We start from the raw sequence: 25,341 nt of genomic DNA on the forward strand, positions 1-25,341 counted from the left end.
GCCGATGAACAGAACGCCGTCATCCAGCAGTGGTTCCGGCCCTCTGATTGCCCTGTCAGATGCCGCATAACTGAAAACTGACGCCGTCTCATTTATTATCAATCACTAACAGCGCATTCCAAAGGTATGGTCTAAGGTGGCGAAGCAGGTCCCCGAACGCTCCAAGTCCGACGACAGCAAGGCGTCACGTCGCACGGCCGCGGCGGCGACGACCGACAATCCACGCCGCCAACGCCTCTGGCGCGACCTTGGCCTGATCGCCATCGCGCCGGCGCTGCTGTACCTGGCGGCCAGTCTGTTCACCTATTCAGCGACCGACCCGGGCTGGTCGCACACCGGCAGCGTGGTCGCGCCGGTGCACAACCTCGGCGGTCGCGCCGGCGCCTGGATCGCCGACGTGCTGCTGCAGCTGTTCGGCTACATCGCCTTCCTGCTGCCAGTCGTGCTGGGCGCGCTGGCGTGGATTGCCATGTTCGGCCTGAAGCGCGAGAGCAAGGGCGAGAACGATCTGGACCCGGCGCTGCGCCTGGTCGGCCTGGTCGGTTTCCTGATCGCCGGCACCGGCTTCCTGCATGTCCGCCTGTTCAGTGGCGATGTCTCCAGTGCGGGCGGCATCCTCGGCAAGCTGGTCGGCAATTCACTCACGGTGGGCTTCGGTGCGCTGGGCGCGAACCTGTTCGTGCTGGTGCTGCTCTTGGCCTCGATCACCCTGGCCACCGGGCTGTCCTGGTTCACGGTGATGGAGAAGATCGGTCGCGGCGTGATGTCGCTGGCGCCGTTGCTGGCGCGCAAGAAGGAAGAAGTCACCGAGTGGCAGCAGACCCGGGTGATGCGCGAGGAACGCCAGGAGGTACGCAAGGCCGATGCCGAGGTGCGCGCCAAGCGCGAGCCGGTGAAGATCGAGCCACGCCCGGAGCCGGTGATCGAGAAGAGTGACCGGGCCAAGCGCGACACGCAGATCCCGATGTTCCGGGGCGTCAACGGCGACGGCTCGGACCTGCCACCGCTGGCCCTGCTGGACGATCCCAAGCCGCAGCCGGTGGGCTACGACAAGGAAACCCTGGACGCGCTGTCGCGGCAGATCGAGTTCAAGCTGAAGGACTTCCGCATCGACGCCCAGGTGGTCGGCGCCAACCCCGGCCCGGTCATCACCCGCTTCGAGATCGAGCCTGCGCCGGGCATCAAGGTCAGCCAGATCAGTTCGCTGGACAAGGACATCGCGCGCGGCCTGTCGGTGAAGTCGGTGCGCGTGGTCGACGTGATTCCGGGCAAGTCGGTGATCGGCCTGGAAATCCCCAACGTCACCCGCGAGATGATCTACCTCTCCGAGCTGCTGCGTTCGAAGGAGTACGACAAATCGGCCAGCGTGCTGACCCTGGCGCTGGGCAAGGACATCGCTGGCCGCTCGACCGTGGCCGACCTGGCGCGCATGCCGCACCTGCTGGTGGCTGGTACAACCGGTTCGGGCAAGTCGGTGGCGGTCAACGCGATGGTGCTGAGCCTGCTGTTCAAGGCCTCGCCGAAAGACCTGCGGATGCTGATGATCGACCCGAAGATGCTCGAATTGAGCGTCTACCAGGGCATCCCGCACCTGCTGGCGCCGGTGGTCACCGACATGAAGGAGGCCGCCAACGGCCTGCGCTGGTGCGTGGCCGAGATGGAGCGCCGCTACAAGCTGATGAGCGCGGTGGGCGTGCGCAACCTGGCGGGCTTCAACAAGAAGGTGAAGGAAGCCCAGGACGCCGGCCAGCCGCTGATGGACCCGCTGTTCAAGCCGAACCCGGAACTGGGCGAGGCGCCGCGTCCGCTGGAGACGCTGCCGTTCATCGTCATCTTCATCGACGAATTCGCCGACATGATGATGATCGTCGGCAAGAAGGTGGAAGAGCTGATCGCGCGCCTGGCACAGAAGGCGCGTGCGGCCGGCATCCACCTGATCCTGGCCACGCAGCGCCCGTCGGTGGACGTGATCACCGGCCTGATCAAGGCCAACATCCCGACCCGCATCGCCTTCCAGGTCAGCTCCAAGATCGACTCGCGCACCATCCTCGACCAGTCCGGCGCGGAAACCCTGCTCGGCCACGGCGACATGCTGTATCTGCCGCCGGGCACCGCCATGCCCGAGCGCGTGCACGGCGCCTTCGTCTCCGACGAGGAAGTGCACCGCGTGGTCGAACACCTCAAGGCGATGGGCCCGGCCGATTATGTCGACGGCGTGCTGGACGAAGTGCAGACGATGGGCGACGGCGTGGTCGTCGGTGCCACTGGCCTGCCCGAGAACAGCTCTGCCGGCGATGAGTCCGACCCGTTGTATGACGAAGCGCTGCGGGTGGTCACCGAGACCCGCCGTGCCTCGATTTCCGGCGTGCAGCGCCGGCTGAAGATCGGCTACAACCGTGCAGCGCGACTGATCGAGGCCATGGAAGCGGCCGGCGTGGTCAGTCCGCCCGAGCACAACGGCGACCGCACGGTGCTGGCACCGCCGCCGCCGAAGTAAGACCCGACGTATCCCCCACGACGTCCAAGGAACCGACGCATGCTTCACCCCGTACCAAGCGCGCTGGCACTGGCGCTGGCAGCCCTGATGGTTGCCGGCCCGGCACTGGCAGACACCGCCACCTCCGCGCCCGCCACGGCGCCGCCTTCCACCAGCGGCGATACCGAAGCCAGCAATAATTTCAGCATTGTCCGTTACCGCGCCGACTACCAGGTGCGGCCGGATGCGGGCAATGTGCAGACCGAAACCTACGAAGTCCTGCTCAAGACCAAGGCCTCCGTCGAGCAGTTCAGCCAGGTGCGGCTGAGCTACAGCGAGAAGATGGAGACGCTGGACGTGCTCGGCGCTTACACGATCACCGCCGACGGCCAGCGCCGCGACGTGCCGGCCGACCGCATCTACACCCAGGAGAGTTATTCCAGCGCCTCGGCGGCGATGTATGCCGACCGCAAGGTGCGGGTGATCGTATTCCCGAACCTGGCGCCGGGCACGCGCCTGTACTACCAGGTGCGCCGCACCCAGGCCACGCCGTACTTCCCGGGCTACTTCGGCCTGTGGGAGACCTTCAATGTCTTCACCGAGTACGAGGACGCCGAGGTCACCCTGAGTGCGCCGGCCAACCTGCCGATGTTTGTCGACAGCCGCGGCGTGCAGGGCAGTGATCGCCCGACGGTGAAGAACGGCCAGGCACAGTGGCGCTGGCGCTACCAGCGTCGCGAAGCCATGCCGGCGCAGAACTGGTCGGCGGCAGGCTGGGAGTTCGGCCCGAACATCATGGCCAGCACCTATCGTGACTGGTCGCAGATGGGTCGCGCCTACCAGCTCAAGGCCGGCCCGGCCGCGCAGGTCACGCCGGAACTGCGGGCGCTGGCCGATGAGATCACCGCTGGCATCAGCGACCGTCGCGAGCAGGCCGATGCGCTGTACCGCTGGGTGGCGCAGAACATCCGCTACGTGGCCGTGTACCTGGGCAATGGCGGCCTGGAGCCCAACAGCGCGCAGAGCATCCTCGACAACCACTACGGTGACTGCAAGGACCATGTGACGATCCTGGAGGCGCTGCTGGCGGCCAAGGGCATCGCCAGCTCACCGGTGCTGATCGGTGCCGGTGGCGGCCCGACACTGCCGAAGATTCCGGTGCTGGGTCGCTTCAACCACGCCATCACCTACATCCCCGAGTTCGATCTGTACCTGGATTCGACCACGGCCTGGGCGCGCTTCGGCCAGCTGCCGGAAGGCGACCTCGGTGCGCCGGTGATGCGTACGCGCGACGCCACGCTGGCACGCACCCCGGCCAATACGCCGCAGCGCAATGCCACTTCGATGGAAGTGCGCTTCACCTTCGACGCCAACGGCAACCTGCGCGGCGAGACCATTCCGAAGCTGGGCGAGAACGCCGAGATCGGCATGCGCGCCCAGTTCTCCCAGCTCAACGCACAGAACCGTGCGCGCGCTGAAGAGCAGATCATGGCCGCGTCCGGTTTCGATGGGCGAGGGCAGCTGCAGATCCAGGGCGTGCCGGTCGACCTGACCCGGCCGTTCGGCTATCGCATGGCCTTCCAGGCCGAGGACTACGCCGACTTCAGCGTGGCCGGCGGCATGGCCGTACCGGACCCGCCGGGTGGCGAATCGGTGCGTGGCCTGTACGCCACCGCCTCGGCGCCGGCCAACGAGACGCCGTTCTACTGCAATGCCAGCCTGCGCGAGGAAACCTATCGCCTGCAGTTCCCGGCCAATGCGCCGATCATCGCCATCCCGGCCAGTCAGCGTTTTGCCAACGCCGCCGGCGAGTACCGGGTGGACTGGAGTCGCGATGGCCAGGACGTGATCGTGCATCATCGGTTGCAGCAGAACGCGGTGCGTGGACCAGAGGCGCTGTGCCAGCCGCAGGACTATCCGGCGTTCCGCGCGCTGTACCGCGAAGTGCGGCGCGGCTTCCGTGGCCAGGTGCTGTACGGCAAGCTGCCCGGCTCGGGTGGCTGAATCGCCGATGGACGTTCGGGGCGGCATAATGTCGCCCTGATCGCCCATTCATCTTTGTCCGGGCACACTGGCAACCACCTTTCCTGGCGCGCGCGCCCACACAGGATTCCCGCATGAACGTCCGCTTCCGCCGTTTCCTTGCCACCACCACCCTGGCCGTGGCCTGCGCCGCCGCCGGCAGCGCCTGGGCTGGCGCCCGCGATGACCTGAAGACCTTCACCAGTGGCCTGAAGGGCCTGGATGGCCAGTTCAACCAGCAGGTGTTCGACAGCCGCGGCAAGGTGAAGGAATCGACCAGCGGCCGCGTGGCCTTGTCCGCGCCGCGCCTGTTCCGCTGGGAATACGTGCGCCCGCACGAGCAGTTGATCGTGGCTGACGGCAAGAAAGTCTGGATGTACGAGCCGGACCTGGAGCAGGCCACCGTGCGCGAGCAGGGCAAGGAAGAGCAGAACAGCCCGCTGACCGCGCTGATCAATCCGGCGCTGCTGGAACAGCAGTACGACGTCAGCGAAGAAGCCGCGCAGCGCGACGGCCTGCAGTGGCTGTCGCTGTCGCCGAAGCGCGAGACCGAAGCCAGCTTCCAGTACGCCGCGCTGGGCTTCAACGCCCAGGGCCTGGCCAAGATGGAAATCACTGATGCCGTTGGCCAGCGTACCGTGATCAGCTTCAGTGGCTGGAAGCGCAACCCGGGCTTCGCCGCCGGCACCTTCAGCTTCACCCCGCCGAAGGGCACCGACGTCATCGGTAATTGATCTGTGGGCGGAGGCGCTTTGGTGGGTGTCAACCTTGGTTGACACGCTTTTGATCTGCCGGCCAGCGGCCGGCACTACCACCCTTGCGGCCTGATCCGCCGGGCAGGGTTCGGTGCTGCCGCGATCCGACCTGACCCGCTCTGGTGGGTGCCAACCTTGGTTGGCACGCGTTCGGCCAGCTCATCCGTTGTCCGGGTGAACGATGACCTGCCAGTTGAGGCCATCAAATCGAACCAGATCCCACTGCGTCAACACCCATAGCACCCCATCGGCGGAACTGATGTCGTTAATGGCGGCGTCCACCAGTTCTTCAGGAATGCCCGCAGCCAAGCGTTCAACCACTCCAGAGGTGGGGCTGTAGAGATAGAGTCCATTCTCCGAGCCGATGTAGATGGATTGCCCGTACTGGCAGGCGCAGTAGAACGGTACGTCAGGGCTGATCTGATGCGGGACGGGCATGAAACCCGTATTGATCTGACCCGTTACGATTGTTGCCTCGGTACCGACCAGGAACAGTTCGCCCGAATCCGTTTTGGATGCATGCAGCAGTTCGGCGAAGGTGATCTGGTCCGGGATGGTCCAAGTTGCGCCATCCCAGTGCGCAATCAGGCCGTCAGAACCGATCGCATAGAGATCGGTAAAGCCGGTTCCGCAGAGGTCATTCACGCTGGCCAGTTCCAAATTGGCCAGCAGTTGGTCGAGCGCATGATCCTTCCCGATTCGAGCCAGATCAGCGCGTGATTCTTCGAATCTTCGCCGAAGCTCTGCGTCGCGCTCCGCCGGGTCAGCTGGTAGCGACGGCACACCGTCCAGTTCGAATAGATGGCCAACGCAGTCAAGCCAGTTGTCGAAATCATCCAAATCAGGATCGTCTTCGCAGATCTGATGCTCGGGGGCAGGGAAGTGAGTAGGAAGCTGCTCCCAACCTGCCTCGCTCCGGTAATAGATCATGCCATGCACTCCGCAGCAGAATAGATCCTCACCCAGCTGCCGGATCCGGGTCAGCCCACCGGAAAAGTCATCACCATCATGTGAAATGTACTCGCATGTCGTGCCTGCTCGAGCGAGATCCTCAAGCTGGCCGTAGTAGTCAAGAGCCAATACTCGACGAGCGCGCCCGTCCTGTTGTTCAGGGACGAAGATGGTGGACTCGACCTGCCAGTCGGACAGGTCGTGATAGAACCATTTCTCATCCGTTTGATGTTGATAAAAGAACATCCGGGAGGGCGGGCCCGGATCCGGGTCGTAGCATTTGTGCCCCGGACCGATCCTTGCAGCCAAGTAGTAAATGTTCGCATCGACAGCGCAGCCGGCAACGAACTCAAGGACATTGGATTCGGGATCGCGCACGAGTGGGGCCTGGATGGTTGAGCTGCAAATTCTCGGCTACTAATGAGGATGCATGGCTCCCGGGAAAGGCCGTTCCATGTGAATCAGTGGCTTACCGATGAATTGGCTCCGGCGGCTTCGGCTCATTTCCGACACATTGCGGGGCTGCCGGCCAGCGGCCGGCACTACCACCCGTGCGGCCTGATCGCCGGCATGGCCCGGCGCTTTCTGCTCTGGTGGGTGTCAACCTTGGTTGACACGCTGTTGATCTGCCGGCCAGCGGCCGGCACTACCAGACATCGCGTCCCGCCCGCCGGGCACAGCCCGGCGCTACCGTTGGGCGGCGCGGTACAATGACCGGGTGCCAAGACATCGCTCCACTTCATTCCCCGGACCCGATCTGCTGAGCGTCGATCGGGAACACATGCGCCCGCTGGCCGAGCGCATGCGCCCCCGCACCCTGGACGAAATGGTCGGGCAGAAGCGCCTGCTGGCGCCGGACAGTGCGCTGCGCCGCGCGGTCGAATCCGGTCGCGTGCATTCGATGATCCTGTGGGGGCCGCCGGGCTGCGGCAAGACCACGCTGGCGCTGCTGCTGGCCGAGTACGCCGATGCGGAATTCCGCGCCATCTCTGCCGTACTGTCCGGCCTGCCGGAGGTGCGCCAGGTGCTGGCCGAGGCCGCGCAACGCTTCGCTGAAGGCCGCCGCACCGTGCTGTTCGTGGATGAGGTGCACCGCTTCAACAAGGCGCAGCAGGATGCGTTCCTGCCGCATATCGAGCGCGGCACCATCCTGTTCGTCGGTGCCACCACCGAGAATCCATCCTTCGAGCTGAATTCGGCGCTGCTGTCGCGTTGCCGCGTGCATGTGCTGGAAGGCGTTTCGCCCACAGACATCGTCGAGGCGCTGGAGCGTGCGCTGGGTGACCGCGAACGCGGCCTGGGTGAAGAGCACATCGAGGTCGCTCCCGAGCTGCTGCTGGAAATTGCGACCGCCGCCGACGGCGACGTGCGCCGTGCGCTGACCCTGCTGGAGATCGCCGCTGAGCTGGCGGGCGGGGAGGGTGGGCGCATCACGCCGCAGACCCTGACCCAGGTGCTGGCCGATCGTACCCGCCGCTTCGACAAGGGTGGCGAGCAGTTCTACGACCAGATCTCGGCGCTGCACAAATCCGTGCGCAGTTCCAACCCGGATGCCGCGCTGTACTGGCTGACCCGGATGCTCGATGGCGGCTGCGATCCGTCCTACCTGGCCCGCCGGCTGACCCGCATGGCCATCGAGGACATCGGTCTGGCCGATCCGCGCGCGCAGAGCATGGCGCTGGAGGCCTGGGACATCTACGAGCGGCTGGGCAGCCCGGAAGGCGAGCTCGCCTTTGCTCAGTTGGTGCTGTACCTGGCCAGTACCGCCAAGTCGAATGCAGGCTATGCGGCCTTCAACCAGGCCAAGGCCGATGTGCGCGAGAGCGGTACCGAAGAAGTACCGCTGCACCTGCGTAATGCGCCGACCAAGCTGATGAAGGAGCTGGGCTACGGTGCCGAGTACCAGTATGACCATGATGCCGAAGGCGGCATCGCACTGGACCAGACCGGCTTCCCGGATGCGATGGGCGAGCGCGTGTATTACAACCCGGTGCCGCGCGGCCTGGAAATCAAGCTGAAGGAAAAGCTGGACCGGCTGCGCGCCGAGCGCGAGGCGGCGCGGGCGGCAAAGGGTCGTTGAGCCCGCTCTTGTAGAGTCGAGCCATGCTCGACTCCGCTCTTTGACGGACTACGGGTGCCTTCTGGAGCAGTAGTCGAGCATGGCTCGATTCTACAGGGGGCAATGGCAGCCGAGCGTGGTTCGTCGCCACATTGTCCATAGCGCGTGCATTTGGCACACTGCGCGGCTTCTCTTTCAAGGATCGATGCCGTGCAGGAAATGATTCTGCCGTTGAAGCGCTACGCCCAGTTCGAGGGCCGCGCCAACCGCCGCGAGTACTGGATGTACCAGCTGTTCCTGTTCCTGGTCGCAACCGCGGTGATGCTGCTGGCCGGTGTGCTGGCGATCCTCCTGCGCAACAGTCCCGATGCACTGGCCGGCATCCTGATCGGCATGGTGGTGCTGCTGGGCGTGATGTGGCTGGCCACGATCGTGCCGCTGATTGCCGTGACCGTGCGCCGCCTGCATGACTGCAACCAGTCGGGTTGGCTGTTCCTGCTGGCCTTGGTGCCGGGCGGTGGGATCGTGATCATGATCTTCTCGCTGCTGCCGGGCACGCCGCAGGAGAACGTGTACGGTCCGGTGCCTTCGGGGCCGTGATCTTGCATGAGTCGAGCATGGCTCGACTCTATAGAGGCAAAGAGAAGAAGCCGGCGTTTCGCCGGCTTCGTCGTTATTTCAGGGTGCAATCGCCGAAGGACAGGTAGTCCGTGCCGGAGCTGAACTGCAGCGTGCAGCTGGCGGTGAAGACGGCGCCTTCTTCCAGTGCGCCCAGTTTGGCGGCCTGCTGCTCATCATCGCTGGTCAGCCGAGCCAGGACATTGCCCTGGTCATCGCCCGCTTCGATCAGCGGCTCGCCCGCCAGGTTGCTGGAAACGCCCAGTGCCACGGCGGTGAACGTCACCGTCTGGTTGAGTTGGTCCATGCTCAGCGTCGAATTGCCGGCCTCTTCAAAGGCCTGGTAGAGCGACGGCAGATCCTGCGCGGCGTGCGCGGCCAGTGGGGCGAGCAGGCCGAGGGACAGGGCGATCAGTGCGGTGTGCTTCAAGGGTTCTCACAATCATGGGATCCAATCCCATGGCGGTTGTGTGCAGATGAACGCGACCCGGATGGCGGCAAGTGCCCGCCATCCACGGCTGCGCTGGAAGCGGGGCGATCCAATGCCCCGATGGCCGGCAAAATAGGTGAATTGCCGCCCCTTGCGCAACCCGGCATGCGCGCGCGTGATACACAGCGTGACGTTCGATCGATGTGATAATCATTCGCGTTTAAGGTAGACTGCGGTCCCTTGTGAACCGGCGGCCGTGAGCCGCTTCTGCCGCCGCTGATGAAGCATTTCGTCCCGCCTTCGCGCCGTGGTCCACTGCCCCGCGGCCTGGTCGCCTTGATGATGGGTCTGCTCCTGGCCACCCCGTACGCCCATGCCCAGCAGCGCAATCCGCTGCAGAAGATCGGCCACACCGTGCTCGACGAGCCGGCGGTCAGTTATCGCTTCGAGCATTTCGTGGTGGACAGTCCCGACCAGCAACGCCGCTGGCGGGTGAACCTGGCGATTCCGGCCAAGGCCGGCAAGACGCCATCGCCGGTGCTGTACGCGCTGGATGGCAATGCCGTGGCGATGGTGCTGGATCAGCCGTTGCTGGCCGAGCTGGCGGCACGCAAGGCGCCGCCGGTACTGGTGCTGATCGGTTATGACAACGACCTGCGCATCGATTCCAAGGCGCGCACCCGCGACTACACCGCGTGGATCGACCGCGCCGACGACGAGAGCGGTACGACCCAGGCGGTCGGTGGCGGTGCTGCCGCGTTCCTGGATGTGATCGAACGCCGCATCAAGCCGGAAGTCGAGCGCCGCGCACGCATTGATACGCAGCAGCAAGCACTCTGGGGCCACTCACTGGGTGGGTTGTTCGTGCTCAATGCGCTGTACACCCGTCCCGCCGCCTTTCAGTCCTATCTGGCGGCCAGTCCGTCGCTGTGGTGGAGCCAGGGCGCGGCGCTGGGTGATCCGGAACAGCAGTTCGTGCAGAACGTGCATGGCCAGCCGGCAAAGCTCTGGCTGATGCTGGGCGGTGCCGAGCGTGTTGGCGATCGCGGCAAGCGCGACATGAACAATCCGCGCGTGGTCGCACACCTGCGCCGCATCGGTGGTGCCACCCCGGATGCGGCGATGCAGCTGTCCGAGCGGTTGGCCAAGGTGCCGGGCATGCGCGTGCAGTACCGCGAGTTCGATGGCCTCGGCCACGGCCCGATGCTGCCTGCGTCGTTCCATGCCACGCTGCATGAACTGTACGGCGTGACCGACCGCAGTGCCGGTGACGGCGCGCCCAATAGCGGTGACAACGCCGCCGAATGAATCCCTTCGCATGCCAAGGCGTGCGACCCCACTACCCAGGCGAGGCTGCCGATGTGCAGCGGCCCAGGCAACCGATGAATCCCGCGTCACGTGGCGCGGCCTACGTGTGCAAGGAGCCTTCCATGTCGTTCCGTCCGTCTTTCCGTCTCACCTCTCTCGCCGCTGGCCTGTTGCTGGCCGTGACCGCCGCCGCACAGCCGGTGTTCGATCAGCCGGCCAACGCCACCTTCAAGGGTGAGGTCGTCTCGCGCGGTGAGAACGTGGTTCCCGGCAGCACTGCCGACGTGGTCGGTCGCGGTTTCGTGCCGGGCCAGAAAGTCAGCCTGCTGCGTGGCGACAGCGTGCTCAACACGCAGCCGCTGGTGGTCGATGCCGATGGCAACTTCAAGACCCAGCTGAGCATTCCGGCCGATGCCGTGCCGGGTACCCACCCGGTGGTGGTGCGCGCCAGCCAGCCGGCTGCAGCCACCGTGCTGAAGCTGCGCGTCTCGCCGCAGTTGCCGCTGTCCGGCCAGGCGCAGTTCGCCATCCAGTCCAACAAGCTGGTGCCGGGCCTGTACCAGTCCGCCTACAGCGCAGCCAGCAACGCGGTATTCGTGACCTCGGCCGTGGGCCGCCCACCGGTGACCCAGTCGCAGCTGCTGAAGCTGGACCCGAAGTCGCTGAAGGTGACCAAGGCGATCACCCCGGCGCAGGTGCCGGGCAGCACCAATGGTGCGGTGTACGCGGTCTACGGCGTTGGCGTGGATGACACCAACGGCAACGTGTGGGTCACCAACACCCGCCAGAACTCCATCGCGGTCTACCGCCAGAAGGACCTGTCGCTGGTCCACCAGTTCCCGGTCGATGCCGTGCCGCACGCGCGCGACGTGGTGGTTGATGGCACCCACGGCAAGGTGTTCGCCTCGGCCACGGGCGAGGACCATCTGTCGGTGTTCGACGCCAAGACCCTCAAGGAGCTGCCGGCGGTGACGCTGGAGTCCGGCGTGGACGACGGCAAGTTCACCCCGATGAGCCTGGTGCTGGACGAGAAGGGCGGCAAGTTGTTCACCGTCAGCATCGGCACCCCGGAAGCGGCAGTGATCGACGTCGCCAGCGGCAAGGTCGAGAAGGTCATCGACCTGGGCAACTCGATCAGTGCCTCGGGCGTGGCCTTCGACGCAGCGCGCAACCGCCTGTACGTGGCCTCGCAGGGCACCGACAACCTGCTGATCGTCGACGTGGCTGCCGGCAAGGTGCTGCACGATGTACCGGTCGGCGCCGGCGCGCTGAACGTCGCCTTCGATGATGCCTCCGGCCTGGCCTACGTCAGCAACCGTGGCGCTGGCACGGTCACCGTGGTGAACGGTGACGGCAAGGTGGTCGCCAACCTCGACGGCGGCACGCTGCCGAACCACGTCCGTGCCGATGGCAAGGGCAACGTGTTCGCGGTGAACAAGTCGCGCGGTGCTGAAGATCCGAAGGGTGACCGCATCACCCGCATCACCCCGAAGCAGTAAGTCACACGGCGGGGCGGCGTGCGCGTCGCCCTGCCAGCAAGGAGAACGAGCATGAACATCGCGTCCCGTCTGCGCCTGTGCGCGCTTCCGTTGGCTGTCTCGCTGGCACTGGCTGCCTGTGGCGGTTCATCGACGCCCTCCGATAGCGGCAAGCCGGTTGAGCCCGCCGCCGCCGCAACCGCGGCTGGCGAAGCCGCGTTGCCGGCTGGCTGGCAGCGCGTGGCTGGCACCGATATGCCGGCCGTGCGCGACCAGAAGGCAGTGCTGCCGGCCAAGGTGCATTCCGATGACGGCGCCGACGTCGAGGTGACCGATACCAGCCGCATCATTGCCGGTGGTGACGACGTGATCGCGGTGATCGAGGCGCTGGGACTGGACAAGCAGGTGTTCGCCGCGCCGACCAATACCACCACCCAGGCCGGCCTGGCTGCCCCGCACCAGTTCCTGTTCAACCGCACCACGGGCGTGGAGGGCGTGCTGAGCCTGCAGGGGTCGCTGTTCCTCGGCAACAGCCTGCGCCGCCACACCGAGCTGGCGAAGAAACTGCGTGAGGTGGGCGAACCGGCGGTGGTCATCGATGACCTGCAGCCGGCACCGGACAAGGTGCGCAAGGTCGCCGCCGCACTAGGGCTGGCCGAAGCAGGGCAGGCACTTGCCACGCAGGTGCAGCGTCAGCTCGACGAGGCTGCAGCGATTGGCAAGGGGTTGGGCCATGCGCCACGAGTGATCCACGTCTCGGCCACCGGCGCCGGTGGCTCACCCACCGTTGCAGGTGCCGACAGTGCGTCGGCGCAGCTGATCGCACTGGCGGGCGGCATCAACATCGGTACCGAAGCGGGAGTGAAGAACTACTCGCAGCTGAGCAATGAGGGCGTGGTCGCGGCGGCACCGGAAGTGATCCTGGTGACCGAGCACGATCTGCAGTTGTTCGGCGGTGCCGAGGGCCTGTGGAAGGCGTACCCGACGCTGAAGCAGACCCCGGCCGGGCAGGCCAACCGGGTCTGGGTGATGCCGGATGTGCAGCTGAAGTACACCAGTGTCGGTTCCGGTGCTGGCGCGCTGGCGCTGGCCAAGGCCCTGGCGGCGTTGCCGAAGGCATGAGTCCGGCGGATCGGCGCCGCCGTCGCGGGCGGACGATGTTGCTGGTGGCGTTGCTGGCACTGCTGGGGGCAGTGCTGGCCTCGTTCGCCGTGGGTCCGTTGCGGTTGCCGCCGCTGGAGGTGATGCAGGCGCTGGCGGTGAAGCTGGGCCTGCTCGATCCGCAGGCGGTCAGCAGCCGCGACCTGGCCGTGGTCTGGCAGCTGCGCATTCCGCGTGCCCTGTTGGGCGCGATGGTCGGTGCGTCGCTGGCGATGGCCGGTGCCAGCCTGCAGGGCCTGTTCGGCAATCCGCTGGCCGATCCCGGCATTGTCGGTGTCAGCCAAGGCGCCGCACTGGGTGCAGTTGCCGCCATCGTGCTGGGTGCTGCGGGCGCGGCCGGTTGGCTGGTGCCGGTGGCCGCGTTCGCTGGCGGCGCACTGGCCATCGGCCTGACCTACGCATTGGCTCGGCCCGGCAAGGGTACGGGCAACGCCACGCTGCTGCTGGTCGGTATCGCGATGGCCGCGTTCTGCTCGGCGTTGATCGGTTTCCTTACATATATCGCCAGCGAGAGCGAGCTGCAGTCGCTGGTGTTCTGGCAGATGGGCTCGCTGGCGCGCGCCAACTGGGCCGATGTGGCGGCCGTGGTGCCGTTGTTTGCCATCGGTGTGTTCGCGCTGCAGCGGCTGGCCACGCCGCTGGACATGCTGGCGCTGGGCGAACGCCAGGCACAGCACCTCGGGCTGGATGTGACCCGCACGCGGCGTCGTCTGGTGGCGTTCAGTGCGCTGCTGGTGGGCGCAGCGGTGGCGTTTGCCGGTTCGATCAGTTTCGTCGGCCTGGTGGTGCCGCACGTAGCGCGCCTGCTGGTCGGCCCTGGTCATCGCTGGTTGCTGCCGTTGTCCGGGCTGCTCGGTGCGCTGCTGATCGTGGTGGCCGACACCGCCGCGCGCACATTGGATCCGCCGGCGGAGATTCCGCTGGGCCTGTTCTCGGCCGCGCTGGGTGCGCCGTTCTTCCTCTGGCTGGTGCTGCAGCAGCGCCGCAAGGCCGCACCATGAGCGTGTTGTTGAAGCTGCACGAGGTGGTGGTCCGTCGCCAGCAGCGCGAGATCCTGCACGGCATCTCGCTGGCGTTCGAGCCGGGGACGGTGACCGCGCTGGTCGGCCCGAATGGCGCGGGCAAGTCCACGTTGTTGGCGGTCGCCGCCGGTGACCTGCGCGCTGACGCGGGCGAAGTCAGTCTGCTGGGCCGGCCGCTGACCAGCTACAAGGCCGGGCCACTGGCGCGCGAGCGCGCGGTGATGCCGCAGGAGCACGGCGTGCGCTTCGCGTTCAGTGTGGAAGAAGTGGTGGCGATGGGGCGGCTGCCGCATCCGCCGGATCCAGCCGTGGACGACGCCCAGGTGGAAGCGGCAATCGATGCCGCCGAGCTGCAGGCGCTGCGCCTGCGCGAGGTGCAGCAGCTGTCCGGTGGCGAGTCCGCCCGGACGACGTTCGCGCGCGTGCTGACGCAGGACACGCCGCTGCTGCTGCTGGATGAGCCGACCGCAGCGCTGGATCTGCGTCACCAGGAACGCACGCTGCGCAGCGTGCGCGCCTGTGCCGAGGCCGGTGCGTGCGTGATCGTGGTGCTGCACGATCTGAATCTGGCCGCCGGCTATGCCGACCGCATCGTGCTGCTGGAGCAGGGCAAGGTGGCGGCCGATGGCACGCCGTTGCAGGTGCTCACCGAAGACAACCTGCAGCGTGTCTACCAGCAGGATGTGGTGGTGCTGGAGCACCCGCGGCGCGGGGTGCCGCTGGTGGTGGTGACCTGATATCAGGGTGATGTCGTAAATAGCCGCGTCTTTGACAATACCCTGAGCTGCTTTCCGCTGATTCTCCGCCCTGCCACCGGGGAAGCTGGTGTGTTGGGCCTTGGGGTGGCAGGAGCTGCGCTGGCTGCGCCCTCCCTTCAGGTACGAGCGCTGCTAGTTGATTATTGCTTTGATGTTTCGGGCTGACTGACCATTGGGCATTCCGGAGCGGGGAAGTCCATATGTTCACCTTTGGTCGCGAGCATGAAATCAAATGCGCGATTAGCAGACACCACAAGGATGATGAGCTCCAGATGGTGCTTGCCATCGTCAGCCCCATTCACGATTTGAAGGACGGCATCGTTCCGATCGAGAGCGCAGTGAATGCGATTCGCAAGGGACTTGTGGACGGCGCCTCGGGGACATGGGAGGCATCTGGCAGCTGGCTTTGCAAGCTGAATGATGCGTATCCAACTACAGAGTGCGTCTGGTTTGAACTGGCATCGCACTCCACGGCCAAGGTGAGATTCCGAGTGGCTTGCCACATGCTTTGGATCTCAGAGGAGCTTGCCGCGAGGTTGTATCCGATACTCGCAAGAGATAGGAGCCGCCGCGTCAGGGAGCAGGCGCAAGGAAACTGGGACTACCTGCAGTACCCGGGAAAGTACGGTGGGGATTCATAGCCCCTATCTGGGGGGGCAAACTCCAAGCAGTAGATCCTACTGGTCCGTTCCATGCGCAAGGGAGGACCCGATGAGCACTTGCTGGAATTGCTTGTCCTTTCCCGCGCATCTCAGAAAAGTTGCATGGCACTGGAGTGCTTCCGGTGGGATCGTGCTGGGAGACATGCACTGCTCCGAAAACAGTATGAATCGCGCGCACTACATCTCACTGCTCATCAGCCTTCTGGTGTTGCCCAGCTGTGCTCCTGGGCCTGGAAGTGCTGCGGAAATGCGATACATCTGCAACAGCCGCTTGGAGGGAGCAAGCGATCGCTGTGCAGATGAGGCTTTGGCAGCTCTGCAGCGCATTGTTGCCGTGCGTGAAAAGCGATTCGAGCGTAGGGATGACTGCTCTGCCATCTCCAGCCGGAGCGAGAGCGTGGGAATTTCGTTCTTTTCCCAGGTGTTGCGCCCGCTGGAATATCCGCCAGAGAAGCGCTCTGGCGGTGTGGCGCGCTTGCGGATGCACGTGGATGCCTCGGGTCTGCTTCAGTCCGTTGAGGTTGTTCAGTCAAGCGGTGATCCTGCACAGGATGCTGTTGCCATCGAGCATGCATGGGGATGGTGCTACGTCCCTGCGCAGCGCGCTGGAAAAGACGTCGGCGGCACAGTTGAGGAGACTTTCCCCTTTGACATCGAAGCGCCATAGTCCCGGTGGCCTCGATCGTGCCCGGTATCATGTTGGACTTTCCGCCATCAAAGGAATGACCCCATGCGATTCAAACTCCCGCGCTTTGCACTTCTTGTTTCGTGTGTTGCCACGACGTGCGCGGCCCACGCCGCGTCCGCATCCTCGGTCTCCCTGATCAAGGCCGCCGAGCAGGCCTCGCTGATCGAGAGCCGGTATTCCGCCGGCGGGGGCGCTCCGGTGGTTCCGGTGACGACCCGCTATTTCGCCAGTGATGAAGTGCTCATCAGCTGGGATGACCAGCAGGTGCTGATGCTGTGCAGGGAGGCGGTGTACCTGCAGATTCCTGCCGGCAAGGCAGGTGACGTTGCGCTGGCCGCTGAACAGCGGCAGATGATTGCCTATCAGGCAATGATGTCCGGCCTGGGTTCGCTTGCGGCCGTGGCCGAAGCGGCGGGGGATTCGGTGGTGGTGGCGGACGACGGCAGCGAGACCCGTCGCGCGGGTGAGAGCAGCTGGGCCTACGGGGTGGAACGCCATGACGTCACTACCCAGCGCATGGCCGATGGCGCGCTGCGGATCCGGGCACGCAAGACCGAGACCGTGAACAAGGCCAAGCCTGCGGAGCCGGACGACATGTTCAGTACCGAAGACGACCAGGTGGCGCGACTGTCGGAGCTGGCGCCGGTCGGCAGCTGGACCGAGGTGGTGGTCCATGGCGGCCCGCGCCAGGCGCAGGTGGATCCGGCGATGTCGTTGAAGGGATGGATCTCGATGGGGGACGACCAGGCTGCGACCGTGGCTGAGGCGCGCAAGCTGCATGAGTGCAAGTGAGCTGAGCTGGGGTCAGGGCCCTTTGCCCGTGGCAAAGGGATCCGACCCCGAGACCCGCCGGCCTCATTGTTCTATTGATGTGCGCAATATTCACTTGCGCGCCAGATTGGCAGGTCTAGAATACGCGCCATGAACCGGATGCCGCTCCTGAAGTTTTTCACCCTGACCCGCGCAAGCGCGGAACGGGCGTGTCTGCCTGGAGCCCCACGAGGCCGTTGAAGCGGCCATCGCTGGACCTTCGACAGAGCGCCCTCCGGGGCGCTCTTTTTGTTTCCGTAGTTCCATTCCCCGTAACCCGGTGTACCGCAAGGAGAACGTGCCATGCACCAGATCGCCGAGACCGAACGCTAGCCGCGCACCCTGTCGCCAACCGGGGTGCGCGGCCCCCGAAGTTGGCTTTGCAGGAACCTCTCTCATGAACACCCAAGTCCTTTCCCGTCGTCGCAATCTCGGCATCATTGCCCACATCGACGCCGGCAAGACCACGCTGACCGAACGCCTGCTGTGGAAAAGCGGCGAGATCCATCGCGTCGGCGAAGTGCACGATGGCAACGCGACCACCGATTTCTCGGCGATCGAACGCGAACGTGGCATCACCATCGGCGCTGCTGCCGTACAGGCGCAGTGGGCGCCACGCGACCTGCCGCCGCATCGGCTGACCCTGATCGACACTCCCGGCCACATCGACTTCGCCATTGAAGTCGAGCGTTCGCTGCGCGTGCTCGACGGCGCCGTGGCCGTGTTCTCGGCGGTGGATGGCGTGCAGCCGCAGTCGGAAACCGTGTGGCGCCAGGCGCGTCGCCATCGCGTGCCGCTGATCGCGTTCGTCAACAAGATGGATCGCGTCGGCGCCTCGTTCGAGCGCGTGCTGGAGCAGCTGCAGGACAAGCTGCAGGCGCGGCCGTGGGCGCTCGGTGTGCCACTGGGCAGCGAAAGCGACTTCAACGGCTGGGTCGACCTGGTCGATGAGCGCGTGCTGCACTGGCAGGATGGTGCCGTAACCACGGTGACCCCGTGGGACGACGCGGCGCGCACCGTGTGGCAGCCGCAGCGCGACGCACTGGTCGAGGCCGTGGCCGACCACGACGAACTTCTGGCCGATGCCTGGCTGGAAGGTCGCGTGATCGATGCCGAACAGCTGCGCGCTGCGATCCGACGGGCGACGCTGGCCGGTGCGGGCGTGCCGGTACTGGCCGGTGCGGCCTTCAAGGACAAGGGCGTCGAGACGCTGCTGGATGCGGTGGTCGATTACCTGCCGTCGCCGCTGGATCGGCCTGCAGTCACCGCTGAAAGCGAGAGCGGCGAGGTGGTGCTGTCGCCGGATCCGGACGGTCCGCTGGCGGGCCTGCTGTTCAAGATCACTCACCAGCAGCACGGCGCATTGAGCTTCGTGCGGCTGTACTCGGGCACCTTGAAGGTCGGTGATGCCGTGGCCAGTTCGCAGCATCCGCAGGGTCGACGTGTCAGTCGCCTGGTGCGGGTGCAGGCCGACCAGACCCACGACATCGAACAGGCCGTGGCCGGTGACATCGTTGCGGTGCTGGGCTGGAAGGACGCGGTCAGCGGTGAAACGCTGAGTGGCCGTGCGCAGCCGCTGCGCCTGGAGAACATCCAGGCACAGGCGCCAGTGCTGGCCTGGCGGCTGGAGCCGGCGCGTGCGGCCGACCTGATCCGGATGGCGCAGGGCCTGGCCAGCCTGGCCCAGGAAGATCCCTCGTTCCGCGTCGAAACCGATCGCGACACGGCGGAGACCCTGGTCTGGGGCATGGGCGAGCTGCACCTGGAGGTGATGGTCGAGCGCCTGCGCAGTGAATGGAAGGTCGACGTGGGCGTAGGTTCGCCGCGCGTGGCCTACCAGGAGACACCGCAGCGTGCGATGACCGGCGTGGTGGGGCGGCTGGTCAAGCAGACCGGTGGCCAAGGCCAGTTCGCGCACGTGGTGCTGGATGTGTCGCCGCGCGAGGATGACCAGGTGGTGTTCAACGACCGCATCGTCGGTGGCGTGGTGCCGCGCAGCTTCATCGCCGCGGTGGAAAAGGGCGTGCGTGCCGCGCTGTCGGAAGGTCCGCAGGGCCATCCGGTGGTCGGTATCGAGGTCAGTCTTGTCGATGGCCAGACCCATGCCAAGGACTCGTCGGAGATGGCGTTCCACCGTGCCGGTGCCGAAGCGGTCAAGGCGGCACTGGTGGAGGGCGGTACGCAGCTGCTGGAGCCGGTGATGGCGGTGACGGTGCATTCCCCGTCAGCGTCGGTGGGTGATGTGGTCGGCGACCTCAATCGACGCCACGGCCGTATTGCCCGCATCGAGGACCAGGACGGTCGTGCCGAGGTCAGTGGTTTCGCACCGCTGGCGCAGCTGGTGGGGTACACCACATCACTGCGTTCGCTCAGCCAGGGGCGGGCCAGCAGTGAGGCGCACCTGCATGGTTACGAGCCGGTACGCGCTGCGTAAGGAAAGGCGAGGGGAGCCCGTGAGCGGGCTCCCTTTTTTTGTCGTCGGGAATGCCCATCCACGCATGGCGTGGATCTACCGGGTGATCGGGTTGCAGGCCCTGCAGTAGATCCACGCCATGCGTGGATGAATTCGCATCGACACCGGGATAATGCACTGCATCGCAACAAAACTGCAGAAAAAGCTGGATTAAAGTGATGCCTCACGATAAATTGCGCACCCCCCGTTGCTCGCCGCCGCCCGCACCCCTCTCATGCGTGATGACAAAGACCCCGGAACCCTGGAGCTGACCCTGCCGCGAAAGCGCGGTCGTCCGCCCAAGTTCGGGTACGCAATGAGTGACGCGCAGCGCGCAGCGCGCTACCGCGCGCGCCGGGCCGGGCAGGCCAACCACGCCGATGTGCGCTCCTGCTCGGACATGGTGCTGCTGGACAAGATCCGCGCTGCGGTGAGCGCGCGCGACACCGAGCTGGCCGGGTTCCTGGTCCACGTCCTCTGGCAGCGCTACCCCCTGCAGTTGAAATAGGCCGTCGGTGGGGTGGCCGTTGTCATCGAGCTTGTTGATAATGCGGGATTCAGGTTGTTCCCGCTGGCGCGCCCGGGATGGCAGGCGCGCATGATCGAACGGTTCCCAAGATGACGACCACCAGCGACACCACCACCGAAGCGGCGCCGAGCAGCGCCCCCCTGTTCTACACCCGTCCGGTGCCGCTGCAGGCCGATGTGCATGCCGATCTGCGCATCCTGCCGGGCAGGCTCGAGTTTGCCGCCGGCAACAACGCCATTCCGCTGGTGCTGGGCGAGTTCTCGCTGGCCCTGCACCACTTCCCGATCCTGTTCGCCGGCCCGACCGCCGTGCCGATGGCAGCCGTGGGCGTGTCCGACCAGAACCTGTTCATCAAGGACGGCCTGTGGGAAGACGAGGCCTATATCCCGGCCTACCTGCGTCGCCACCCCTTCATCTTCATCGACACCGGTGCAGACAACGACTTCCTGCTGGGCATCGACGAAGAGAGCGCGCGCGTGGTCAAGGGCGGTGACGAAGGCCAGCCGCTGTTCGTTGATGGCAAGGCCACCGACATGGTGCAGCAGGCGTTGGAGTTCTGCGGCCAGTACACCCGCGAGCACGAACAGACCCAGGCCTTCTCCAAGGCGCTGATCGACAACGGCCTGCTGGTCGAGCGCAACGCCACCGTCCGCACTCCGGATGGCCGCGAGTTCAATCTCAACGGCTTCCTGGTGGTGGACGTCGAGAAGTTCGTGGCGCTGCCGGAAACGACCGTGGTCGAGTGGCACCGCAGCGGCTGGCTGGCGCTGATCCACCAGCATCTGATGTCGCTGGGTCGCTTCAATGACCTGACCCGTCGCCAGGTCGAGCGCCTGGCGGCCTGATCAGGCCGATGGTGCGGCTTCCGCCTTGCGGGAGCCGTGCCACTGCTGCAATCCCCGCAGCAGTCGCCGCGCCTCGACCCAGTCAGGCGCGGCCTCATGCCCCAGTTCCCACAGGTCGGCCGCTGTGCCGGCCTGATCCGTTGCCCGGCACATCTGCAGCGTTCCCTGTAGCCGATGTGCATGATGGCGCAGTGTCGAGGTATCGACGTCCTGCACGGCCTGTTCAATCCTGGCCAGCTCATGGGCAATGTCCGCAGCGTAATCCGGCTCGGCGCCAGGGGTGTCATCGGGCGCGGTGCCGTGCGCCGAGGGCGGCAGGTCCAGCGCCTGCAGCAGGCTCGCAACCTGCAGCGGCTTGACCAGGATGGCGTCGAAGCCGGCCCTTCGGCAGCGTGCCGCGTGCCGGCGCCCCATGCGGGCGGACAGGGCAATCACTCGCAGAGGTGCCTGTGCCTGCGCGCGCAGCTGCTGCGCCAGTGCATAGCCATCCGAGCCGCGAAGCCCGATATCCAGTACTACCGTGCCGCGCGGTCGTAGCGCATGCTCGGCCAATGCGGCGTCGGCATCGGCAACCGCGCGTACGTCGGCGCCCAGCCGACGCAGTTGCTCTGCGACGACATGCCGGCTGAGTGCATGATCTTCGACAAGGAGCAGGTCGATGCCGGTCAGTGGCGTCTGCTGCAGCGGCTCGATGGGCGGCTGATCGCCGTGAACGGCGCGGACCGGCAATCGCAGGGTGAAACGGCTGCCGCGCCCATGCACGCTGTGTGCGGTCAGGTTGCCGCCCATGGCAACGGCCAGTTCGTGCGCAATCGTCAGGCCCAGTCCGCTGCCGCCACGTCTCTGGCCATCCTCGTTCTGCTGGAATGGTCGGAACAGAAGCGCCAGTTGAGCGGGTGCGATGCCGATGCCGCTGTCGATCACATCCAGCAACAGCTCCCGGGGAGACAGGGCGGGTTGTAGTTGCAGGCGCACCTCGATACCGCCGACATCGGTGAATTTCAATGCATTGCCCAGCAGGTTGTCGACAATCTGACGCAGTCCATCAGCATCGAGCACAACCACTGGCGCTGGATCGGGCCCGCGATCCAACTGGAGTGACAGCCCTCTCCGCAGTGCCTCCGGCCGGATTGCTTCCAGTGCACGGGCACAGAGTTGGCCGACGTCGCAGGGCGTGGGATGCGGCCTGAAGCTGCCGCTGGCAAGGCGCGAGAACGCCAGCGAGCGATCGAGCAGCCTGCGCAGCGAGTGGCCGGCGGCAAGGGCAGCCGCGAGCAGTTCACGCTGCCCCTTGGGCAGGTGTGACTGGCTCAGCAGGTCGATCGAAGCCAGTACTGTCTGCGCGGAATTGCGCACTTCATGGCTGATCATTCCCGCCGCGCGCCCGAGGCGTTGTTCCGCGCGGCCGATTCGCCAGCGTAACGCCTGCCAGAGCACGGGCAGGCCGATGAGTGCCGCGGCCAGACACAGCAGCCAGAGCAGGAGCGGGGAACGCACCCGATCCAGTGCGCTCTCGATGGATGTGGGCAGCATCTGCTGCGCCCACAACTCCAGCAGGCCTGCGTGCTCTTCGAGGGTGATGGCGCGCAGCGCCTGATCGATGCGCGCCAGCAGCTGCTGGTCCTCCCGGCGGACAAGCAGGTGCAAATCGGTGGAGAATCCGCTGTCGAACGGGTGCAATTGCAGGTTTCCCGTGAAGTGCTGCCGGATCATCGAGTGCAGCGTTGCTTCCAGGCCGATCGCAGCATCGGCGTTGCCGCTTTCAACAGCGGCCAGGGCCGCATGGCGGTCGGGGAGATGCAGGAGGTGGATCCGGGGGTGGTGGATCGTCAGCCAGTCGGCATAGGGACCGCCTTCAACTACGGCCAGCAGCTGCGCCCTCACGCCGGTAATGTCACGGGGCGGGTGCTCGCCTTTACGCACAGCCAATACCGTCTTGCCGCCATGGAAGGCGCCGGAGGCCCTCAGGTCGGGACAGGGAAGCGGGTGATGCGAGGGGCTGCCCATGACCAGCACCAGGTCGGCCTCGTCCCGGCAGACGGCAGCGACCGCTGCGCTCGTGCTGGGGTAGTTGAGATCGCGGAAGCGCAGGCCGGAATGCCGAGCCACAAGCTTGGCATAGCCATGGGCGAGGGTGGGCAGTGCGCTTGAATCCGCCAGCGTTGGGGGGAGCGGTCGCAATGATGGCGCGGTGGCAACCCGCACTTCGCGGCCGGCGGACCATCTCCGCAACTGTGCATCCTCGGCCGATGCAGCCGGCAGCAGGATCAGGGCCAGCAACAACGTGCACGACGTGCGCAGACGGAGGCGAACGCGCCGCCTCATTGGATCTCCAGCTGCTGCCGCAGTGCATAGATCTCCGCATCATTGCGCAACCCGAGCTTGCGCAGGGCCGCGACCTTCTGGGTACTGACCGTCTTGACGCTGCGGTGGCGACGCAGCGCGATTTCCGAGACAGTCAGGCCGGCCAGGAGCAGGTCCAGCACTTCGCGTTCATTGCGGCTGAGTTCCTCGCGGCACGCCGGGAACAGGCAATCGGCAGGGAGGCGGCACAGCCCCTGCGAGATGCGCACGATGGCATCAGACAGCATCTCCAGGGGCTCGGACTTGCTGACTACGCCGGAGATGCCGGTCGCCAGCAGGTGGTCGATGCGGGTGGATGGCGTCAGCGTGGCGAAGGCGAGCAGGGGAATATGTGGGAAGCACTCGCGCAGCAGCGGAACCAGCTCATCACTGCTGCGGTCGCCAGGCGCCAGGGTGAGATCGATGATGGCGACGTCCACTGCCAACTGGCGCAGGCTGCCGATGAGCTCATCGCTGCGGGTGTGGCTGGCGACAATGCTGAAGCGGACGTCGTGGGACAGGTGCAGGGCGGTGCCGCGGCGGACGATTTCGTGATCGTCGAGGAGTGCCAGCCGCAGTCGGCGCGGTGCAGGATATCCATTCATGCGCAGGGAGGTGATCGGCGCCCGCAGGGCGTGGCGATCATTCTGGCGCCGCTGTCGCGTCGAGCATCGAACTTGTTGGAATTTTGCGATTATTCCTAAGAATCGATGCGTAAAGCCCATCAATTCAATGCCGCCGATTGATGAGGTGGATCGTCAGTACCCAATCAAGCGCTTCGGGGTACTTCGCTCGCGCTGCGCAGGTCGCGGGCCATTTCGCTGGTCGCAGCCCATCCGAGATCCGCATACAGTGGTTTCCCTTGGGTGGTAGCGTGCAGCACCGCGTAGGCCACCGCTCGTCCGGCGAATGCATGGTCGGCCAGTTTCATCAGTTGGCGGGCGATGCCGCGACGCCGATAGCCGGGCTCCACGTAGACATTGAGTACGTAGCCGCGCGTGTCCTGCTCTGGATGGGCGGGGTGGGGCGGCCAGTCGATCAGCATCAGGCCAATGCCTGCGATGGGTTGTCCATTGTCGGAAAGGACATGGCCGAAGTAGTCGCCTGACACCAGGCGCGGTTCGAGCCAGGTACGGAACGGGGCCGCCATCTGCTGAAGGATCTCTTCGCTCCGGCCGCTTTCACGGAACATCGCTTCTCGGTGAGCGCAGATGAGGTCGAGGTCGCACGGAAGGATCTGCCGGACTTCGAATCCATTCCAGGAGGTTGTGATGGCATCGTCCGCGGGGCTGTTCATCGATCGTGTATCCGTTCCGGCCTTGCTGGCCTGCACAGCATCGTATCTGCAGGGCGCGTCGCGAGTGCACCACGTTGCAATGATTGATGATCGACTGATGCTCCAGGACGATCGACCCGGGCAGAAGGTGCCGCGTCATCGCACCGATTGCGGCACCCGCCTCAGCTTGCGGGTGTCGTAACCCATGGCCGCAATCCGCTCGACCGCCTGCTGGTAGTCACTGTCCGACACCTGCGGGGTGCGGGCCATGTACCAGACGTAATCGCGCTTGCTTCGTGCCACGATGGTCTGGCGGTAGCTTTCATCGAGCCAGGCGATCACGTACTCAGCCTGGATCGGCCAGATGAACTGCATGCCCCAGACCGCGCCGTTGCCTTCCTTCTCGACACGGCCGATGGGGTGCATGGACTTCTGTGGCGCTTCGAAGCTGCCTTTGCGGTACGTGAAGGTGGTCTGGATGCGTCCATCGGGGCGCAGGGCATAGCTCTCCACGGCGTCGAAGGCTTCGCGCTCAGGGCGCGACGGGATATGCGCGATCACGTACCAGTCGCCCATGAAGCGCGGCACATCCACCGACGGTGGACGCGGCAACGGGCGGGTGTCGCTGGAACTGCAGCCGGAACCGAACAGGCCGACCGCGATCAGGGGAAGCAGCGGAAACATGCGCATCGGGCACC

At 65.6% G+C, this 25,341-nt stretch carries 22 protein-coding genes; 16 read left to right on the forward strand and 6 right to left on the reverse strand.

Annotated elements, in window-relative coordinates:
* The first annotated feature begins 136 nt into the window (after positions 1-136).
* The 3 genes from ACZLIB_RS10700 (at position 137) to lolA (ending at position 5,232) form a co-directional block, all read left to right on the forward strand.
* Positions 137-2,497, forward strand: coding sequence for a DNA translocase FtsK (locus ACZLIB_RS10700; protein ID WP_032127351.1), 2,361 nt, complete (start codon positions 137-139; stop codon positions 2,495-2,497).
* 39 nt (positions 2,498-2,536) lie between these two features.
* Positions 2,537-4,480, forward strand: coding sequence for a DUF3857 domain-containing protein (locus ACZLIB_RS10705; RefSeq protein WP_478469828.1), 1,944 nt, complete (start codon positions 2,537-2,539; stop codon positions 4,478-4,480).
* A gap of 113 nt (positions 4,481-4,593) precedes the next feature.
* Positions 4,594-5,232, forward strand: coding sequence for an outer membrane lipoprotein periplasmic chaperone LolA (gene lolA / locus ACZLIB_RS10710; protein ID WP_164161856.1), 639 nt, complete (start codon positions 4,594-4,596; stop codon positions 5,230-5,232).
* A gap of 180 nt (positions 5,233-5,412) precedes the next feature.
* Here lolA and ACZLIB_RS10715 read toward each other — a convergent pair whose 3' ends face one another.
* On the reverse strand, positions 5,413-6,582 hold the full coding sequence (locus tag ACZLIB_RS10715; protein ID WP_088025927.1) for a hypothetical protein: 1,170 nt from the start codon (positions 6,580-6,582) through the stop codon (positions 5,413-5,415).
* A 403-nt stretch (positions 6,583-6,985) separates the two neighbouring features.
* Here ACZLIB_RS10715 and ACZLIB_RS10720 point away from each other — a divergent pair, with 403 nt between their 5' ends.
* Together ACZLIB_RS10720 and ACZLIB_RS10725 are read left to right on the forward strand one after the other, a co-directional pair.
* Positions 6,986-8,284, forward strand: a complete 1,299-nt coding sequence (locus tag ACZLIB_RS10720) for a replication-associated recombination protein A (protein WP_227843153.1) — start codon at positions 6,986-6,988, stop codon at positions 8,282-8,284.
* A gap of 189 nt (positions 8,285-8,473) precedes the next feature.
* Positions 8,474-8,863 carry a DUF805 domain-containing protein gene (locus tag ACZLIB_RS10725; RefSeq protein ID WP_106548556.1) on the forward strand — a complete coding sequence of 130 codons (390 nt, stop codon included), beginning with the start codon at positions 8,474-8,476 and terminating at the stop codon, positions 8,861-8,863.
* Positions 8,864-8,936: 73 nt separating this feature from the next.
* On the opposite strand, the gene ACZLIB_RS10730 is transcribed toward ACZLIB_RS10725, so the two are convergent.
* The gene (locus ACZLIB_RS10730; RefSeq protein WP_107431869.1) at positions 8,937-9,311 is read right to left on the reverse strand and encodes a hypothetical protein; all 375 of its coding nucleotides are present in this window, start codon (positions 9,309-9,311) and stop codon (positions 8,937-8,939) included.
* A gap of 279 nt (positions 9,312-9,590) precedes the next feature.
* Here ACZLIB_RS10730 and ACZLIB_RS10735 point away from each other — a divergent pair, with 279 nt between their 5' ends.
* From ACZLIB_RS10735 to ACZLIB_RS10785, 11 genes are all read left to right on the forward strand, one after another.
* Positions 9,591-10,619: an alpha/beta hydrolase gene (locus ACZLIB_RS10735; RefSeq protein ID WP_478469829.1), complete on the forward strand. Its 1,029-nt coding sequence runs from the start codon at positions 9,591-9,593 to the stop codon at positions 10,617-10,619.
* Between the two features lie 122 nt (positions 10,620-10,741).
* Positions 10,742-12,118 (forward strand): YncE family protein, encoded by a 1,377-nt coding sequence (locus ACZLIB_RS10740; protein WP_478469830.1) that lies wholly within the window; start codon positions 10,742-10,744, stop codon positions 12,116-12,118.
* 51 nt (positions 12,119-12,169) lie between these two features.
* Positions 12,170-13,219 carry a heme/hemin ABC transporter substrate-binding protein gene (locus ACZLIB_RS10745; protein WP_478469831.1) on the forward strand — a complete coding sequence of 350 codons (1,050 nt, stop codon included), beginning with the start codon at positions 12,170-12,172 and terminating at the stop codon, positions 13,217-13,219.
* Entirely contained in the window at positions 13,216-14,259 is a 1,044-nt protein-coding gene (locus ACZLIB_RS10750; protein WP_014037165.1) for a FecCD family ABC transporter permease, read from the forward strand. Before ACZLIB_RS10745 ends, ACZLIB_RS10750 begins: the two co-directional genes overlap by 4 nt.
* Complete coding sequence (locus tag ACZLIB_RS10755) at positions 14,256-15,017, forward strand: heme ABC transporter ATP-binding protein (protein ID WP_478469833.1); 762 nt, start codon at positions 14,256-14,258, stop codon at positions 15,015-15,017. The genes ACZLIB_RS10750 and ACZLIB_RS10755 overlap by 4 nt, the downstream gene beginning before the upstream one ends.
* Positions 15,018-15,238: 221 nt before the next feature.
* The gene (locus ACZLIB_RS10760) at positions 15,239-15,679 is read left to right on the forward strand and encodes a hypothetical protein (RefSeq protein ID WP_478469834.1); all 441 of its coding nucleotides are present in this window, start codon (positions 15,239-15,241) and stop codon (positions 15,677-15,679) included.
* 70 nt (positions 15,680-15,749) lie between these two features.
* A complete protein-coding gene (locus tag ACZLIB_RS10765) occupies positions 15,750-16,367 on the forward strand; it encodes an energy transducer TonB family protein (protein ID WP_478469835.1) in 618 nt (205 codons plus the stop codon).
* A 63-nt stretch (positions 16,368-16,430) separates the two neighbouring features.
* Positions 16,431-17,180, forward strand: a complete 750-nt coding sequence (locus tag ACZLIB_RS10770; protein ID WP_478469836.1) for a hypothetical protein — start codon at positions 16,431-16,433, stop codon at positions 17,178-17,180.
* A gap of 415 nt (positions 17,181-17,595) precedes the next feature.
* Positions 17,596-19,632 carry an elongation factor G gene (gene fusA / locus ACZLIB_RS10775; protein WP_478469837.1) on the forward strand — a complete coding sequence of 679 codons (2,037 nt, stop codon included), beginning with the start codon at positions 17,596-17,598 and terminating at the stop codon, positions 19,630-19,632.
* A gap of 253 nt (positions 19,633-19,885) precedes the next feature.
* The gene (locus ACZLIB_RS10780) at positions 19,886-20,158 is read left to right on the forward strand and encodes a hypothetical protein (protein ID WP_005409616.1); all 273 of its coding nucleotides are present in this window, start codon (positions 19,886-19,888) and stop codon (positions 20,156-20,158) included.
* Positions 20,159-20,268: 110 nt separating this feature from the next.
* Positions 20,269-21,024: a SapC family protein gene (locus ACZLIB_RS10785; protein ID WP_164079840.1), complete on the forward strand. Its 756-nt coding sequence runs from the start codon at positions 20,269-20,271 to the stop codon at positions 21,022-21,024.
* On the opposite strand, the gene ACZLIB_RS10790 is transcribed toward ACZLIB_RS10785, so the two are convergent.
* The 4 genes from ACZLIB_RS10790 to ACZLIB_RS10805 all read right to left on the reverse strand — a co-directional run bounded on the left by ACZLIB_RS10790 (position 21,025) and on the right by ACZLIB_RS10805 (position 25,333).
* Positions 21,025-23,349, reverse strand: coding sequence for an ATP-binding protein (locus ACZLIB_RS10790; protein ID WP_164079839.1), 2,325 nt, complete (start codon positions 23,347-23,349; stop codon positions 21,025-21,027).
* Positions 23,346-23,972: a LuxR C-terminal-related transcriptional regulator gene (locus ACZLIB_RS10795; protein WP_049399337.1), complete on the reverse strand. Its 627-nt coding sequence runs from the start codon at positions 23,970-23,972 to the stop codon at positions 23,346-23,348. Before ACZLIB_RS10795 ends, ACZLIB_RS10790 begins: the two co-directional genes overlap by 4 nt.
* Before the next feature lie 164 nt (positions 23,973-24,136).
* Positions 24,137-24,664 (reverse strand): GNAT family N-acetyltransferase, encoded by a 528-nt coding sequence (locus ACZLIB_RS10800; RefSeq protein ID WP_032127338.1) that lies wholly within the window; start codon positions 24,662-24,664, stop codon positions 24,137-24,139.
* A 135-nt stretch (positions 24,665-24,799) separates the two neighbouring features.
* Positions 24,800-25,333, reverse strand: coding sequence for a lipocalin family protein (locus ACZLIB_RS10805; protein WP_049421983.1), 534 nt, complete (start codon positions 25,331-25,333; stop codon positions 24,800-24,802).
* Between the last annotated feature and the right edge of the window lie 8 nt (positions 25,334-25,341).

Source organism: Stenotrophomonas sp. 220_Sma, assembly GCF_056487375.1.